At 73.4% G+C, this 14,481-nt stretch carries 15 protein-coding genes; 5 read left to right on the top strand and 10 right to left on the bottom strand.

Annotated features, from left to right (window positions below):
• The first annotated feature begins 170 nt into the window (after positions 1-170).
• Entirely contained in the window at positions 171-1,292 is a 1,122-nt protein-coding gene (gene ispG, locus ACTWP5_RS08305) for a flavodoxin-dependent (E)-4-hydroxy-3-methylbut-2-enyl-diphosphate synthase (protein ID WP_443220126.1), read from the top strand.
• Positions 1,289-2,338, top strand: a complete 1,050-nt coding sequence (locus tag ACTWP5_RS08300; protein ID WP_443220125.1) for a polyprenyl synthetase family protein — start codon at positions 1,289-1,291, stop codon at positions 2,336-2,338. The genes ispG and ACTWP5_RS08300 overlap by 4 nt, the downstream gene beginning before the upstream one ends.
• A 69-nt stretch (positions 2,339-2,407) precedes the next feature.
• Here ACTWP5_RS08300 and ACTWP5_RS08295 read toward each other — a convergent pair whose 3' ends face one another.
• The 6 genes from ACTWP5_RS08295 to ACTWP5_RS08270 all read right to left on the bottom strand — a co-directional run bounded on the left by ACTWP5_RS08295 (position 2,408) and on the right by ACTWP5_RS08270 (position 8,256).
• Entirely contained in the window at positions 2,408-2,956 is a 549-nt protein-coding gene (locus ACTWP5_RS08295) for an arginine repressor (protein ID WP_443220124.1), read from the bottom strand.
• A gap of 44 nt (positions 2,957-3,000) precedes the next feature.
• Positions 3,001-4,197, bottom strand: a complete 1,197-nt coding sequence (locus tag ACTWP5_RS08290; protein ID WP_443220123.1) for an acetylornithine transaminase — start codon at positions 4,195-4,197, stop codon at positions 3,001-3,003.
• A gap of 165 nt (positions 4,198-4,362) precedes the next feature.
• Complete coding sequence (argB, locus tag ACTWP5_RS08285) at positions 4,363-5,322, bottom strand: acetylglutamate kinase (RefSeq protein WP_443220122.1); 960 nt, start codon at positions 5,320-5,322, stop codon at positions 4,363-4,365.
• Positions 5,319-6,470 carry a bifunctional glutamate N-acetyltransferase/amino-acid acetyltransferase ArgJ gene (argJ, locus tag ACTWP5_RS08280; RefSeq protein ID WP_443220121.1) on the bottom strand — a complete coding sequence of 384 codons (1,152 nt, stop codon included), beginning with the start codon at positions 6,468-6,470 and terminating at the stop codon, positions 5,319-5,321. The genes argB and argJ overlap by 4 nt, the downstream gene beginning before the upstream one ends.
• On the bottom strand, positions 6,467-7,495 hold the full coding sequence (gene argC, locus ACTWP5_RS08275; protein ID WP_443220120.1) for an N-acetyl-gamma-glutamyl-phosphate reductase: 1,029 nt from the start codon (positions 7,493-7,495) through the stop codon (positions 6,467-6,469). The genes argJ and argC overlap by 4 nt, the downstream gene beginning before the upstream one ends.
• A 158-nt stretch (positions 7,496-7,653) precedes the next feature.
• Positions 7,654-8,256, bottom strand: coding sequence for a TetR/AcrR family transcriptional regulator (locus ACTWP5_RS08270; protein WP_443220119.1), 603 nt, complete (start codon positions 8,254-8,256; stop codon positions 7,654-7,656).
• Between the two features lie 59 nt (positions 8,257-8,315).
• On the opposite strand from ACTWP5_RS08270, the gene ACTWP5_RS08265 reads away from it, so the two are divergent.
• Both ACTWP5_RS08265 and ACTWP5_RS08260 read left to right on the top strand, forming a co-directional pair.
• Positions 8,316-9,152: a class I SAM-dependent methyltransferase gene (locus tag ACTWP5_RS08265; RefSeq protein WP_443220118.1), complete on the top strand. Its 837-nt coding sequence runs from the start codon at positions 8,316-8,318 to the stop codon at positions 9,150-9,152.
• 98 nt (positions 9,153-9,250) lie between these two features.
• On the top strand, positions 9,251-9,601 hold the full coding sequence (locus ACTWP5_RS08260; protein ID WP_443220117.1) for a hypothetical protein: 351 nt from the start codon (positions 9,251-9,253) through the stop codon (positions 9,599-9,601).
• On the opposite strand, the gene ACTWP5_RS08255 is transcribed toward ACTWP5_RS08260, so the two are convergent.
• From ACTWP5_RS08255 to ACTWP5_RS08240, 4 genes are all read right to left on the bottom strand, one after another.
• Complete coding sequence (locus tag ACTWP5_RS08255) at positions 9,591-10,262, bottom strand: lysoplasmalogenase (protein ID WP_443220116.1); 672 nt, start codon at positions 10,260-10,262, stop codon at positions 9,591-9,593. The two genes, ACTWP5_RS08260 and ACTWP5_RS08255, sit on opposite strands and share 11 nt — an antisense overlap.
• Positions 10,259-11,209: a sterol desaturase family protein gene (locus tag ACTWP5_RS08250; protein WP_443220115.1), complete on the bottom strand. Its 951-nt coding sequence runs from the start codon at positions 11,207-11,209 to the stop codon at positions 10,259-10,261. The genes ACTWP5_RS08255 and ACTWP5_RS08250 overlap by 4 nt, the downstream gene beginning before the upstream one ends.
• A 206-nt stretch (positions 11,210-11,415) precedes the next feature.
• Positions 11,416-12,252, bottom strand: coding sequence for a hypothetical protein (locus tag ACTWP5_RS08245; RefSeq protein ID WP_443220114.1), 837 nt, complete (start codon positions 12,250-12,252; stop codon positions 11,416-11,418).
• A 144-nt stretch (positions 12,253-12,396) separates the two neighbouring features.
• Positions 12,397-13,500 (bottom strand): family 43 glycosylhydrolase, encoded by a 1,104-nt coding sequence (locus ACTWP5_RS08240; protein ID WP_443220113.1) that lies wholly within the window; start codon positions 13,498-13,500, stop codon positions 12,397-12,399.
• Between the two features lie 179 nt (positions 13,501-13,679).
• Here ACTWP5_RS08240 and ACTWP5_RS08235 point away from each other — a divergent pair, with 179 nt between their 5' ends.
• A complete protein-coding gene (locus ACTWP5_RS08235; protein ID WP_443220112.1) occupies positions 13,680-14,435 on the top strand; it encodes a class I SAM-dependent DNA methyltransferase in 756 nt (251 codons plus the stop codon).
• Positions 14,436-14,481 lie beyond the last annotated feature (46 nt).

Genomic DNA, 14,481 nt, shown 5'->3' with positions numbered 1-14,481 from the left:
CCGTCACGGACTCACCACGTCCGTGACCGGAACGTCACCGCAGGTCAGGATGGCTCGGTGACGCGCGTGATGCGGCACGGGGGCGCGCAGGCCATGGCGCGCGCCGTTTCTGGGGGGTGGGCCGGGCCGCCAAGCTGAAGAGACGATCAGCTCGCGAGGGGAGACCTGCGATGACCGTCAGTCTCGGCATGCCCGCCCCGCCCGCCCCGGCGCGGCGTGCCAGCCGACGCGTCATGGTCGGCGACGTGGCGGTCGGTGGTGGGGCGCCGGTCTCGGTGCAGTCGATGACGACGACCGTGACCGCGGACGTGAACGCGACGCTCCAGCAGATCGCGGAGCTGACCGCGGCCGGCTGTGAGATCGTCCGGGTCGCCTGCCCCTCCCAGGACGACGCCGACGCGCTACCGCAGATCGCGCGGAAGTCGCAGATTCCGGTGATCGCCGACATTCACTTCCAGCCGAAGTACGTGTTCGCCGCGATCGACGCGGGGTGTGCGGCGGTGCGGGTGAACCCGGGGAACATCAAGAAGTTCGACGACAAGGTGCGGGAGATCGCCCGGGCCGCGGCGGCGGCCGGCACGCCGATCCGCATCGGCGTCAACGCCGGCTCGCTCGATCCCCGCCTGCTCGCGAAGCACGGCAGGGCCACGCCGGAGGCGTTGGTGGAGTCGGCGCTGTGGGAGTGCTCCCTGTTCGAGGAGCACGGCTTCACCGACCTGAAGATCTCCGTCAAGCACAACGACCCGGTGATCATGGTCAACGCCTACCGGCTGCTGGCGCAGCGCTGTGACTATCCCCTCCACCTCGGCGTCACCGAGGCCGGGCCGCTGGTGCAGGGCAGCGTCAAGTCCGCCGTCGCCTTCGCCCAGCTCCTGGCGGACGGCATCGGCGACACCATCCGCGTCTCCCTCTCCGCCCCACCCGTGGAGGAGATCAAGGTCGGCATACAGATCCTCGCCTCCCTCGGGCTGCGCGAGCGGTCGCTGGAGATCGTCTCCTGCCCCTCCTGCGGCCGCGCCCAGGTCGACGTCCACCGACTGACCGAGGAGGTGCTCGCCGCCTTCGACGGCTTCCCCCACCCGCTGCGGGTGGCGGTGATGGGCTGTGTGGTCAACGGCCCCGGCGAGGCCCGCGAGGCCGACCTCGGCGTCTCCGCCGGCAACGGCAAGGGCCAGATCTTCGTGCGCGGCGAGGTCGTCAGGACCGTCCCCGAGTCCCGCATCGTCGAGACCCTCATCGAGGAGGCGTCGCGCCTGGCCGAGGCGCGCGACACGGAAGGAAAACCCGCATGACGATGGCCGCGAACCGCTCCCAGGAGGCGAACACCGCACGGGACGCGCTGCGCCGCGCCCGCACCCTGGTCGACCCGGCGCTGCGGGAGTGGATCGGGCGCCTGCCCGAGCCGGTGGAGCGCGTCGCCTCCTACCACTTCGGCTGGACCGACGCGGCGGGACGGCCGGACTCGGCCCCGGCCGGCAAGGCGCTGCGGCCCGCGCTGGTCCTCGGCTGCGCGGAGGCGGTGGGCGGCTCGGCCGCGTCGGCGCTGGCGCCCGCCGTCGCGGTGGAGCTGGTGCACAACTTCTCGCTGCTCCACGACGACATCCTCGACCGCGACACCACCCGTCGCCACCGGGCCACGGCCTGGACGGTGTTCGGCTCACCCGCCGCGCTGCTGGCGGGCGACGCGCTGCTGGTCCACGCCAGCCGGGTGCTGGCGGAGCAGGTGGGCTGGCCGAGGGCGGCGACGGCGCTGCGGTGGCTGAGCGAGGCGACGGTCGCGCTGATCGAGGGCGAGCAGACGGACCTCAGCTTCGAGGGGCGCGCCCAGGTCTCGCTGACCGAGTGCCTGGCCATGTCGGAGGGAAAGACGGCGGCGCTGCTGGCGTGCTCCTGCGCGCTGGGGGCGCTGTGGGGCGACGGCTCGCCGGAGCAGACCGAGGCGCTGCGCCGGTTCGGCAAGCACCTCGGCATCGCCTTCCAGCTCGCCGACGACGTGCTGGGCATCTGGGGCGATCCCGTCGTCACCGGCAAGCCGGCGGGAGCCGACCTCGCCCGGGGGAAGAAGTCGCTGCCCGTGGCGGCCGCGCTCGACTCGGGCACGGCGGCCGGCCGGCGGCTCGCCGAACTCGTCGCCCGCCCGGAGGGCGAGCTCGACGAGGCCGGCGTCGCGCTGATGGCGGAGCTGGTGACGGAGGCCGGCGGCCGGTCCTGGGCCGAGGAGACGGCCCAGGAACAGCTGGGCCTGGCGTTGGACAGCCTCCGTGCGGCCGACCCGGTGGAGCCGGCGGCCAGCGGCCTCGCGGCACTGGCCGGCCTCGCCTGCCGCCGCGACCGCTAGATGAGTTATGCCTAACTCCGACGTGGCCCGCCCCGCCGGAGTTAGGCATAACTCATCTAGGCCGTGGCGTCACTGCCCGGCGGTCTCCTCCTTCTGCTTCTGGGCCAGGCGCAGCAGGTGGTCCGCCAGGGCCTGACCACCGTCGGGCGCGCGGCTGATGAGCAGCAGCGTGTCGTCGCCGGCGATGGTGCCGAGGATGTGGTGGAGCTCCGCCTGGTCGATCGCCGAGGCCAGGAACTGCGCGGCGCCCGGCGGGGTCCTGGCGACGACGAGGTTGGCCGAGGACTCGGCGGAGATGAGCAGTTCCCCGGCGAGCCGGGCCATCCGTTCCTCCTTCGCCGACTCCCCGAGCGGCGCCCGCGGCGTGCGGAAACCACCCTCGCTGGGGACGGCGTAGATCAGCTCCCCTCCGGTGTTGCGGATCTTCACCGCCCCCAGGTCGTCGAGGTCGCGGCTGAGGGTGGCCTGGGTGACGTTCAGCCCGTCGTCGGCGAGCAACTTCGCCAACTGGCTCTGGGACCGGACCGCCTGCCGGTTGAGGATCTCGACGATCCGGCGGTGCCGGGCCGTGCGCGTGTGCGGTACGGACGGCCCGTTCTGGTGCCGCTCGTGCGTCATGCTCCCTCTCCGGGTCATCGTCGAATCCCGCGGCGGCGGATGCCTCACGCGGGGCTCGCGGAGTCCCCGGCGTCCACGGCATCGAGGACGCTGGGCAGCGCCGCGAGGAAGGCGTCGACCTCGGCGTCGCCGATGATCAACGGAGGGGCCAGCCGGACCACGTCGGGGGCGACGGCGTTCACCAGCAGGCCCGCGTCCTGAGCCGCCTGCTGCATCCGGGCGGCGAGCGGCTCGGTGAGCACGATACCGAGGAGCAGGCCAGCACCCCGGACGCGGTCCACCAAGGGGTGCCCCAGATGCCAGATGCCGTCCCGCAGCCGCTCCCCCATGTCCTTGACCCGCTGGAGCAGGTTGTCGGCGGCGATGGTGTCGAGCACGGCGAGGGCGGCGGCGCAGGACACCGGGTTGCCGCCGAAGGTGGAGCCGTGGTGGCCGGGGGCCATGAGGCGGGCGGCGTCGCCGAACGCGAGGGTGGCGCCGATCGGCATGCCCGCGCCCAGCCCCTTGGCCAGCGTGATGACGTCGGCCTCGACGCCCTGGGCCTGGCTGGCGAACCAGTGGCCGGTGCGGCCGATCCCCGTCTGGACCTCGTCGAGCACCAGCAGGGTGCCGGTGGCGCGGGTGATCTCGCGGGCGGCCGCCAGATACCCCTCGGGCGGCACGACGACGCCGTTCTCGCCCTGAACGGGTTCCAGGATGACCAGGGCGGTGTCGGTCGTGACGGCCGACCGCAGCGCCTCGACGTCGCCGTAGGGGACGTGGGTGACGTCGCCCGGGAGGGGGTGGAAGCCCTCCTGCTTGCCGGGCTGGCCGGTGAGCGCGAGCGCGCCCATGGTGCGACCGTGGAAGCCGCCCTCGGCGGCGACCACGTGGCGCCGGCCGGTGAGCCGGCCGATCTTGAAGGCGGCCTCGACGGACTCGGCGCCGGAGTTGCAGAAGAAGACCCGGCCCGGCCGTCCCGCCAGGGCCAGCAGCCGCTCGGCGAGCGCGACGGGCGGCTCGGCGACGAAGAGGTTGGAGACGTGGCCGAGCCGGGCGACCTGCTCGGAGACGGCGCGGACCACGGCCGGGTGTCCGGTGCCGAGGGAGTTGACGGCCACCCCGCCGACGAAGTCGAGGTAGGCGCGGCCGTCGGCGTCGTAGAGGCGGGCGCCCTCGCCGTGGGTGATCGGGAGGCGGGGGGTGCCGTAGGTGTCCATCAGGGCGCCCTGCCAGCGGGCGGTCAGCTCCTGGTTGTTCATGGCGGCCGTGCTCCCTCTCGCTCTGCGTCCTGCGCGTCGTCCGCGTGGTCCGCGGGTCTACGGATGGTGGGGTCTTCGGGGGTCTTCGAGTCCTGCGGGGTCTTCGGGTCCTGCGGATCCTCGGCGGCCTGCCGCGCCGGAGCGCGGTGCCTGCGCCGGCGGGGCTCAGGTGTCGGTGGAGCCGTCGGCTGTCGGCGTGGCGGGCTCGTCGGCCAGCACCATCGTGCCGATGCCCTCGTCGGTGAAGATCTCCAGCAGGATGGCGTGCTGGACGCGGCCGTCGATGACGCGGGCGGTGCGCACGCCGTTGCGCACGGCGTGCAGGCAGCCCTCCATCTTCGGCACCATGCCGCTGGCGAGGTCGGGCAGCAGCTTCTCCAGCTCGCTCACGGTCAGGCGGCTGATGACCTCGTCGCTCGCGGGCCAGTCCGCGTACAGACCCTCGACGTCGGTGAGGACCATCAGCGTCTCCGCGCCGAGCGCGGCGGCCAGCGCGGCCGCGGCGGTGTCCGCGTTGACGTTGTAGACGTGGTGGTCGTCGGTGCTGCGCGCGATGGAGGAGATGACCGGGATGCGGCCGTCGTCGAGGAGCGCCTCGACGGCGCCGGGGTCGACGGCGGTGACGTCGCCGACGCGGCCGATGTCCACCCGCTCGCCGTCGATGTCGGCATACCGCTTCGTCGCCGTCATCAGGTGGGCGTCCTCGCCGGTCATGCCGACGGCCAGCGGGCCGTGCCGGTTCAGCAGGCCGACGAGCTCGCGCTGCACCTGACCGGCCAGGACCATCCGCACCACGTCCATGGTCTCGGGCGTGGTGACGCGCAGCCCGGCCCGGAACTCGGAGGTCAGGCCCAGCCGGTCGAGGTGGGCGGTGATCTGCGGCCCGCCGCCGTGGACGACGACGGGGCGCAGCCCGGCGTGGCGCAGGAAGACCACGTCCTGGGCGAAGGCGGCCTTGAGCTCCTCGTCCACCATGGCGTTGCCGCCGAACTTGATGACGACGGTCTTCCCGTGGTGGCGCGTCAGCCAGGGCAGCGCCTCGATGAGGATCTGCGCCTTGGGCAGGGCGGTGTGCTTCCGGGCCGCCTTGGCGGCGCTGTCGGAGTGCGTCTTGGGGGATGTCATGTCGAGTAGGCGCTGTTCTCGTGGACGTAGTCGGCGGTCAGGTCGTTGGTCCAGATCACCGCCGTGTGCTCGCCGGCCGCGAGGTCGGCGGTGATGGTGACCTCCCGGTAGCGCATGTCGACCTGGTCGCGGTCCTCGCCGACCGAGCCGTCCTTGCAGACCCAGACGCCGTTGATGGCGACGTTCAGCTGGTCGGGCTCGAAGGTGGCCGTGGTGGTGCCGATGGCGGCCAGCACCCGGCCCCAGTTCGGGTCCTCGCCGTGGATGGCGCACTTGAGGAGGTTGTTGCGGGCGATGGAGCGGCCGACCTCGACGGCGTCGTCCTCGCTGGCCGCCCCGACGACCTCGATCCGGATGTCCTTGGAGGCGCCCTCGGCGTCGCCCACCAGCTGCCGGGCCAGGTCCTCGCAGACCGCGTGCACGGCCCGGGCGAACTCCTCGTAGGAGGGCGTGAGGCCGGCGGCGCCCGAGGCCAGCAGCAGCACGGTGTCGTTGGTGGACATGCAGCCGTCGGAGTCGACGCGGTCGAAGGTGGTGCGGGTGGCCTCGCGCAGGGCGCGGTCCAGCGTCGGGGCGTCGAGGTCGGCGTCGGTGGTGAGGACCACCAGCATGGTGGCGAGGCCCGGGGCGAGCATGCCCGCGCCCTTGGCCATGCCGCCCACGCTCCAGCCCTCGCCCGTGGCGACGGCCGTCTTGTGGACGGTGTCCGTGGTCTTGATCGCGATGGCGGCCTTCTCGCCGCCGTGCGGGGAGAGCTCGCCCACGGCCGTGTCGACGCCGGACAGCAGCGACTCCATCGGGAGCCGGACGCCGATGAGCCCGGTGGAGGCGACCGCCACCTCGGCGGCGCTGTGGCCGAGGGCGGTGGCGACGTGCTCGGCGGTGGCGTGGGTGTCCTGGAAGCCGAGCGGCCCGGTGCAGGCGTTGGCGCCGCCGGAGTTGAGCACGACGGCGGAGACCCTGCCACCGGCGAGCACCTGCTCGGACCAGACGACGGGCGCGGCCTTCACGCGGTTGCTGGTGAAGACGCCGGCGGCGGCGAGGCTGGGGCCCGTGTTGACGACGAGGGCGACGTCGGGCTCCCCGCTCTGCTTGAGGCCGGCGGCGACGCCCGCCGCGGTGAATCCCTTCGGGGCGGTGACGCTCACGGTGCGACTCCGATCGTGGACAGCCCGAGCTCCTCGGGGAGGCCGAGGGCGATGTTCATGCTCTGCACCGCGCCTCCCGCGGTGCCCTTGGTGAGGTTGTCGATGGCGCTGACGGCGACGATCCGTCCGGCGGCCTCGTCGAGGGTCACCTGGACGTGGGCCGCGTTGGAGCCGAGCACGGCGGCGGTGGTGGGCCACTGGCCCTCCGGCAGCAGGTGCGCGAAGGGCTCGGGGCCGAGCGCCGCCTCGTACGCGCCGCGGAGCGCCGCGGGGGTGGTGCCGGGGCGGGCGCGGGCGGTGCAGGTGGCGAGGATGCCGCGCGGCATGGGGGCGAGGGTGGGGGTGAAGGAGACCGTGACGGCCTCGCCGGCGACCGCCGAGAGGTTCTGGACCATCTCGGGCGTGTGCCGGTGGCCGCCGCCCACCGCGTACGGGCTCATGGAGCCCATCACCTCGCTGCCGAGCAGGTGCTGCTTGGCGGAACGGCCGGCGCCCGAGGTGCCCGAGGCGGCGACGACCACCGCCTCGGACTCGGCGAGGCCGGCGGCGTAGGCCGGGAAGAGGGCCAGGGTGACGGCGGTCGGATAGCAGCCGGGGACCGCGACACGGGTGGCACCCTTGAGCCGCTCGCGTGCGCCGGGCAGCTCCGGCAGGCCGTAGGGCCAGGTGCCGGCGTGCGGGGAGCCGTAGAAGCGCTCCCAGTCGGCCGCGCTGTGCAGGCGGAAGTCGGCGCCGCAGTCGATGATCAGCGTCTCCTCGCCGAGCTGCCGGGCGACCTCGGCCGACTGCCCGTGAGGCAGGGCGAGGACGACGACGTCGTGTCCGGCCAGCGTCTCGGGGGTGGTCGGCGCCAGCTCCCGGTCGGCCAGGGGCAGCAGCTGCGGCTGGAGCGTGCCCAGGCGCTGACCGGCGTTGGCGCCGCCGGTCAGCGATCCGATCTCGACCTCGGGGTGCTGGAGCAGCAGGCGCAGGGCCTCTCCCCCGGCGTAGCCACTGGCTCCCGCCACCGCAACGCGTACCACCATCGCCTCCCTCGCGTGACCACGCCATAACGATGGCATGACTATACATAGGAGGGAAGTTTTATGCAATCACGGGCCAGGGCGAGACGGACCGTGCGGTGCGGCGGGGGGAGCGGCGAGGGACGGCCGCGGCAGGGAGGACGCCGGACCACGAGCCGAGCTCAGCGTGGCCGCCGCCGCACGACGTCGGCGAGCACCGTGGTCACCAGCCTGTCGACGGCCGCCCTGGTCGGCGGATCGGGCTCGCGGTCCGCGAACAGGAGATGCCCACCTCCGACCAGGGAGAGGGTGAGCGAGTCGATGTCGGCGTCGCCCGCGACACGGCCGATGGCGCGCTCGTCGGCCAGGTAGGCGGAGACCGCCGTCGCCACCTGGGCGAGGATCGCGATGCCGCCCCCGGGCCTGGCGTCCCGCAACCGCTCACGCAGCGTGTCCCGGAAGGTGACGAGCGGGATGATCGCCACCGGAACGGGCCCAAACAGGGCGGTCAGCGCGTCGGCGAGGTTGTCGGCCACGGTGCCGGTGCCGACGGCCTCACGCAGCGCCCGCGCCCGCGCCTCCAGCCGCGCGGCCCGGTCGAGCACGAGCTCGGCGAGGAACGCGTCGAAGTCGGTGAAGTGCCGGTGGAGCACGCCCTTGGCGCAGCCCGCCTCGTCGGTGACGGCTCGGCTGGTCAGCCCGTTCGGGCCATCCCGCAGCAGCACACGTTCGGCGGCGTCGAACAGGCGCTGCCGCGCGTCGCGAAGGTGTACCCCGGTCGGCACGTGACGGGTCCTTTCGTGCGTCGGTTGGCAGGTGGGCGCGTGCCCACTAAAGTGAACCCATGCCCACTCTATCGCCGAAGCAGCCGGACCCGGCGCGGCCGCACCAGGCTCGACAGACGGCGGAGTCGTTCGGCGCGGACGCGCGACGCTACGACCAGGCCCGCCCCGGCTACCCCGACGACCTGGTGGCGCGCGTCGTCGCCGGGAGCCCGGGGCCCGTCGTGCTGGACGTCGGCTGCGGCACCGGCATCGCGGCCCGCCAGTTCCAGGCCGCCGGCTGCGCCGTGCTCGGCATCGAGCCGGACCCACGGATGGCCGACCTCGCGCGCTCCCGCGGCCTGCGGGTCGAGGTGGCGACCTTCGAAGCCTGGGAGCCCGCTGGCCGCGTGTTCGACGCGGTGGTCGCCGCCCAGTCGTGGCACTGGGTGGACCCGGCCGTCGGTGCCGTGAAGGCGGCCGAGGTGCTGCGCCCGAACGGGCGCCTGGCGATCTTCGGGCACGTGTTCGAGCCACCCGCCGAGGTGGCCGAGCCGTTCGCGGCCGCTTACCGGCGGGTGGCGCCCGACTCCCCGTTCGCCCGTCAGCCGGCGCGCCGTCCGCTGGAGACGTACCAGGCCGGGTACGCGAGGGTCGCCGACGCGCTCCGCGAGACCGAGCGGTTCGACGAACCGGAGCAGTGGCGGTTCGACTGGGAACGGTCCTACACGCGCGACCAGTGGCTGGACCTGCTCCCCACCACCGGCGGCCTCACGCGGCTGCGCCCCGACCAGCTGGCCGGGATACTGGACGCGGTCGGCCACGCCATCGACGCCCTGGGAGGCCGCTTCACGATGCGCTACACCACGCTGGCGACCACCGCCGTACGCGTCGGCGCTTCTGGGTCCGCCGCCGCCTGATCCGCTGCCGCACGGTCGCGCCAGGCCCCCGATCGGGAGCGCCGTCTCCCCCACCTTTAGGCTCGAGGACGGCGCGCCGCTGGACGGGAGGATCCGCGATGAGGAAGGACGGCCGGCTCCGCCGTCTGGTCGTGGGCGACACGACGTGGCTGTGGTCGGTGCACCACAGCCATCGTCCCCGGTGCCACGAGGTGCTGTCCCTTCACCGGCAGGGCGTCAGGACGACCGTGCGGATCCTCTTCCCCGCGGGGCCCGGCCGCTACGTCGCCGAGGGGCACTGGTACGCGGGCTCGGTCGCAGACGGTCAGGGCGACCTGCTGAACCTCCACGAGCCAGGCGTCGTCCGTCGGTTGCTCGACGAGGCGGCGGCGCGTGGCGTCCTGCCGGACGTGCCGGGAGAGACGCGGCTGGACGGCTGGCCGCTCTTCGACAGGCTGGTCAGCCGCTGACCCCGGTGGCCCTCGCCGGTCTCCCACCGCTGGAGGTCGCGGCGAGGACGCCCGCCGTGAGCAGGTACTGCGCGGCGAGGTAGGTGGCCATGACCCAGGCGTCGGCGGCGGGCGGCTGCGGCCACTCCGCGAGGTCCGTCGCGATCAGGGTGTCGGAGAGCAGGAACAGCGCGCCGCCGACTCCGGCGAGCACGCCGAGCGAGCTCGCGCGGTACGCCATGGCGGCGAGCAGCAGCGAGTACCCGGCGACGGGGACGCGCAGTTCGGCCGGCAGGTCGGGCCAGAGCAGCGCGACGACGCCCACGAGCACGACCGCGTACCCGAGCCCCAGGCCGACGGACGTGCTCCGACGACCGAAGAGCAGCAGGTAGCAGACGTGTCCCGCGGCGAAGGAGCCCATGCCGAGCAGGAAGGCCGGGTCGTTGTCGAGGAGCAGCAGGACGTCGCCGCCCCAGCCGAACAGCAGCGCGGCGACCAGGGGACGCGGCGCGCCGCTCGCCGCGGCGTACGCGGCCAGGAGCGGCATGAGGAGCGGCTTGGCGACGACGTGGCCGAGGTCGGCGCCCGCGAGCAGTGACACCAGGTCGACGCAGGCGGCGAGCAGGAAGGAGAGGAGCAGGAAGGCGGCGAGCGCCGTGCGGGAGGGACCGGGGGGCCTCACGCGGCGGGCTCCGCCGTGACAGGGCCGGCCTCGGCACGGCCGTCGGCGCGGGCGTCGAGGCGGCTGTCGACGCGGCCTTCGACGGCTTCGTCGGCGCGGCCGTCGGCGCCGGGGCCGGGGCCCGGCCGCCAGCCGGGACCACGGAACACCCGCCCCGCACGCTCGCGCCAGTTGGTCGCTGCCCGGACGTCGCGCGCGATGGCGACGTACTCGTGGGTGGCGACGCGCAGTGGGTTGTAGGTGGTGATGTTCTTGGTGAGACCGAAGACGGGCTTGACGGTCTCACCCGCCCAGGAGCCGAACATCCGGTCCCAGACGATCAGGATGCCGCCGAAGTTCCGGTCCAGGTATCCGCCCTGCGAGGCGTGGTGCACGCGGTGGTGCGAGGGCGTGTTGAGGAGGAACTCCAGCGGGGCGGGCAGCCTGTCGACGCGCTCGGTGTGGATCCAGAACTGGTAGACGAGGTTGACCGAGTAGCAGAACGCGACGGCCGCCGGGTGCACGCCGAGGAGGATCATCGGCAGGTAGAACGGCCAGGACGTCAGGCTGGTCCACGGCTGACGCAGCGCGGTGGTGAGGTTGAACCTGCGGCTGCTGTGGTGGACCACGTGGCAGGCCCACAGGATGCGGACGACGTGGTGGCCGCGGTGCTGCCAGTAGTAGAGGAAGTCCTGCGCGAGCAGCATCAGCGGGATCGTCCACCACTCGACGGGGACGCGCAGCGGGGTCAGCTCGTAGACGGCGGTGTAGATCGCGACGGTCGGGATCTTCCACAGGAGGTCGAAGACGAGGCTGCCGGCGCCCATGCTGAGACTGGTGGCGGCGTCCCTGACCTCGTACCCGGCCTTGTCGTCGTCCGGATGGATCCGGTAGCTGACCATCTCCACGGCGGTGAGCAGCACGAACGCCGGAATGGACCACAGGACGACGTCGGGCAGGTTCGGCATGCGACGACCGTAGAGGCAGGGCCGCGATCCGACCAGACGTTGTTACCAACAAGTAGAGCGCGGCGCGCGGGGGCTGGCTTTGGCACCTTTCGACAACAGGGACGGTCGTGCCGCTCGAACGGCCGCCTGGGCGTGGCCCGCGCGGTCGCCGCCGACGCTCGCGCCGGGGCGGGAGCGTCGGCGGCGACCGGGGGGCGCACCAACGGTCAGGCCCGGCGCACCTGGAGAACGGCGACTCGGGCGTCGTGCCCGTCGACGTACATGGGAACGACCTTCGTCCAGCGGAGCCGTATCTGGGTGCCGTTGGTGCCCGGCACCCAGCCGATCTGGTCGATCCCCCGGGCGAAGGCCCGCTTCTCGTGCCGGGGGAGGAAGAGCGGCATCGGGGTGCGGTTCACGTCGCCCGTCCAGATCACGGGGAAGCCGCGCGAGCGCCAGTGGCCGAGGACGTCGTCACGCTGCTTCCGGAAGTGGGTCCGCCACATGTCGACCCGCCACTGCTCGTGGGAGTCCTGCTCGCCGTTCCAGGCTCCCGCGACGAAGTGGGTGTTGGCGAACACGAACCGCAGCTTGGGATCGTTCGCGCGCTCCAGCAGGACCTGGGTGATGACGCGGTGCGGCGAGACGCCCGCCAGGCCACCGTGGGCGCGGGTGACCCTGCGGTCGACGATCCGGTACGCCCGGGGAACCGATATCGGCCCGCGGGAGGCCGCGGCGTCGCCCACGAAGGCGTTGCGGTAGGCGCTGCCGAAGTACTGGTTGATCCACCGCGCCTCCTCCCCACCGCCGTCGCCCTCGCCGATCTCCTGCCAGCCCACGAGGGGCCTGGTGAGCTGGCCGTCGATGGTCACGGCGCGACGGACGTCGCGGATGGCCCGCTCGCGTTGCCCCAGGTTCTTCCGACCGATGTTGGCCGTGACGACCACGAGGCGCTGCCAGGCGGTCGCCGCCCGGGCCTCGCGGGGGGCGGCCAGCGCCCCCGCCGTACCGACGAGGGCGCCGCCCGCGAGGGTGAGGGCGCGTCTCCTGCTGATCGCTTCCATGGGATCCCTTCTGGTTGGACGGGGTGCGGTTCGCGCCGGCGCCACGCGATCGCGTGGACGGCGCTTCATGTGGACGATGCGCTTCACATGGACGATGCGGTTCGCGTGGACGATGCGGTTCGCGTGGACGGCGCGGTGGTGGGCTCAGCGAACGACGAAGCCGTCGGCACCACGGCCGAGGACGCCGGTCATGGGAAAGCGCGGCCCACCGTCCCACCCGTGCCACACCACGCGCGGGCCGCCGTCGGCGGCGGCGGAGACGTCCGTGCCGCCGGGGCCACGGTGGTTGCCCGGCAGGCCATGGTAGGGGCCGAGCCCGGCGGTGCCGGTGAACCCGAAGTACGGCCGCTCCACGCCCCGGCGGAGCGGTCGGCAGCGCGAGGTGGGTAGGGGCGAGGTGCCGCACTCAGCGACGCCGGTGGCGTACCGGGCGCTGTCCCAGTTGTTGCCGGAGTACCTCAGGTACCAGCGGCCGTCGGGCATCCGCCACATCGAGGGGTTCTCCACGACCTGGGTGCCGCTGGCGCTCTTCCTGGTGTCCCAGGTGGCGTCCGTGCTGAGGAGGACGGTCCTGCGGGTGTTCCACAGGGCACGTCCCTCGGCGTCGGTGCGCACCGTCGAGACGCCGGTCTCCGGGCCGGTGGCGACCGGGTCGTCCCGGTAGGTGACGTACAGCGAGCCTCCGCTGACGAAGGGGTTGGCGTCGATCGCCCACCGGCCGGCCGGTGGGCAGGCCCAGCCGCCCGCGTTCCGGAACGGGCCCCGGGCGGAGGTCGAGACCGCCCGGCCGAGGCACTTCTGCCCCGCGCCCTTGCGCGTGGCGGTGTAGTTCATGACGTAGCGGTCGCCGAAGCGGGCGACGCCGGGGGCCCAGACGGCGGCACCCGGCTCCGCCCAGGCGCCGGGCCCGCCGGGCAGCGCGTCGCCCGAGGCGCAGTCCGTCATGCCGACCGTGTTGCCCGAGCCGTGCACCAGCACGGGGACGAAGAGCCGTCCCGTCGCGCCGTCGCAGCGCCGGCCACGGCCCGCGGGGACCGTGGTGCCGTAGGTGACGTACCGGCCGTCCCTGGCCCTGACGGTGTCGGGATCGGCCAGCGGGAAGGCGGAGGAGGACGCGAGCGGGGCGAGGGCGGCGCCGCTCACCGCCGCCCTCGGCGCCGCGGCGGCGAGGGCGGCGACGGCCGTGAGCGCCCCCGCCAGCACCAGCGCGCCTCTCTGGCGCGACCACGTCCCTCTTCGCTCACCCACGCGGTCCTCCTCGTGTCCCCTGCGCCTTGACGACCAATCAGTAACACTCGCGAGTAACACGACCGCGTACAGTCAGACACGCTGCCGAGTACCTGTCAATAACGGCTGCCGCTCCCCGCGTTGAACGGGGGGCGGAAAAGCACGTGCGACGCCCCGCCCCCAGCCCCTACGGTCGGCACGTGGAGACGACGACCAACGACACCGACGGCGACGGGTACTTCGGTGAGAGCGTCGCGGCGCGCTACGACGACGACACGGCCGCCCTGTCCCGTCCCGAGGTCGTGGGACCGATGGCCGACCTGCTGGAAGAACTCGCCGGCGGGGGGCGCGCGTTGGAACTGGGAGTCGGGACCGGTCGCGTCGCGCTGCCGCTCGCGGAGCGCGGCGTCGAGGTCCACGGCATCGAGTTGTCGAAGGCCATGGCCGCCCGGCTGCGCGCCAAGCCCGGCGGCGACGCGATCGGCGTGACCATCGGCGACTTCTCCTCGGCACGGGCGCCCGGCACCTTCTCCCTGGCGTACCTGGTCTTCAACACGATCATGAACCTCACGACCCAGGCCGCCCAGGTCGCCTGCTTCCGCAACGTCGCCGCGCACCTCGCGCCCGGCGGCTGCTTCCTCCTCGAGGTGGGCGTCCCCGAGCTGCGCAGGCTCCCGCCGGGCCAGCACGTCGTGCCCTTCCACGTGAGCCCGACGCGGTGGTCGTTCGACGTGTACGACACCGCGACGCAGGCGATGAGCTCGAACTACGTCGAGGTCGTCGACGGGCGCGGCTCGTACCGGTCGATCCCCTTCCGGTACGTGTGGCCGGCGGAGCTCGACCTGATGGCCGAACTCGCCGGCCTGCGGCTGCGCGAGCGGTGGGAGGGGTGGCGGCGCGAGCCGTTCACGAGCGAGAGCGAGCGGCACGTCTCCCTGTGGGAGAAGCCCGCCTGAGACCACGCAGGGCGCACGACCACGGCGGCTGGCCGCGCTCGTGCGC

The sequence above is a fragment of the Streptomyces sp. 4N509B genome, from assembly GCF_052245655.1.
In the GTDB taxonomy this organism is placed as follows: Bacteria; Actinomycetota; Actinomycetes; order Streptomycetales; family Streptomycetaceae; genus Streptomyces.
Note: the sequence above shows the minus strand (reverse complement) of the source record. Positions and strands in the feature narration are given on the sequence as shown.

Coding starts and splice junctions, on each gene's coding strand:
- ispG (WP_443220126.1), top strand. CDS start 171: ATGACCGTCAGTCTCGGCATGCCCGCCCCGCCCGCCCCGGCGCGGCGT.
- ACTWP5_RS08300 (WP_443220125.1), top strand. CDS start 1,289: ATGACGATGGCCGCGAACCGCTCCCAGGAGGCGAACACCGCACGGGAC.
- ACTWP5_RS08295 (WP_443220124.1), bottom strand. CDS start 2,956: ATGACGCACGAGCGGCACCAGAACGGGCCGTCCGTACCGCACACGCGC.
- ACTWP5_RS08290 (WP_443220123.1), bottom strand. CDS start 4,197: ATGAACAACCAGGAGCTGACCGCCCGCTGGCAGGGCGCCCTGATGGAC.
- argB (WP_443220122.1), bottom strand. CDS start 5,322: ATGACATCCCCCAAGACGCACTCCGACAGCGCCGCCAAGGCGGCCCGG.
- argC (WP_443220120.1), bottom strand. CDS start 7,495: ATGGTGGTACGCGTTGCGGTGGCGGGAGCCAGTGGCTACGCCGGGGGA.
- ACTWP5_RS08265 (WP_443220118.1), top strand. CDS start 8,316: ATGCCCACTCTATCGCCGAAGCAGCCGGACCCGGCGCGGCCGCACCAG.
- ACTWP5_RS08260 (WP_443220117.1), top strand. CDS start 9,251: ATGAGGAAGGACGGCCGGCTCCGCCGTCTGGTCGTGGGCGACACGACG.
- ACTWP5_RS08250 (WP_443220115.1), bottom strand. CDS start 11,209: ATGCCGAACCTGCCCGACGTCGTCCTGTGGTCCATTCCGGCGTTCGTG.
- ACTWP5_RS08245 (WP_443220114.1), bottom strand. CDS start 12,252: ATGGAAGCGATCAGCAGGAGACGCGCCCTCACCCTCGCGGGCGGCGCC.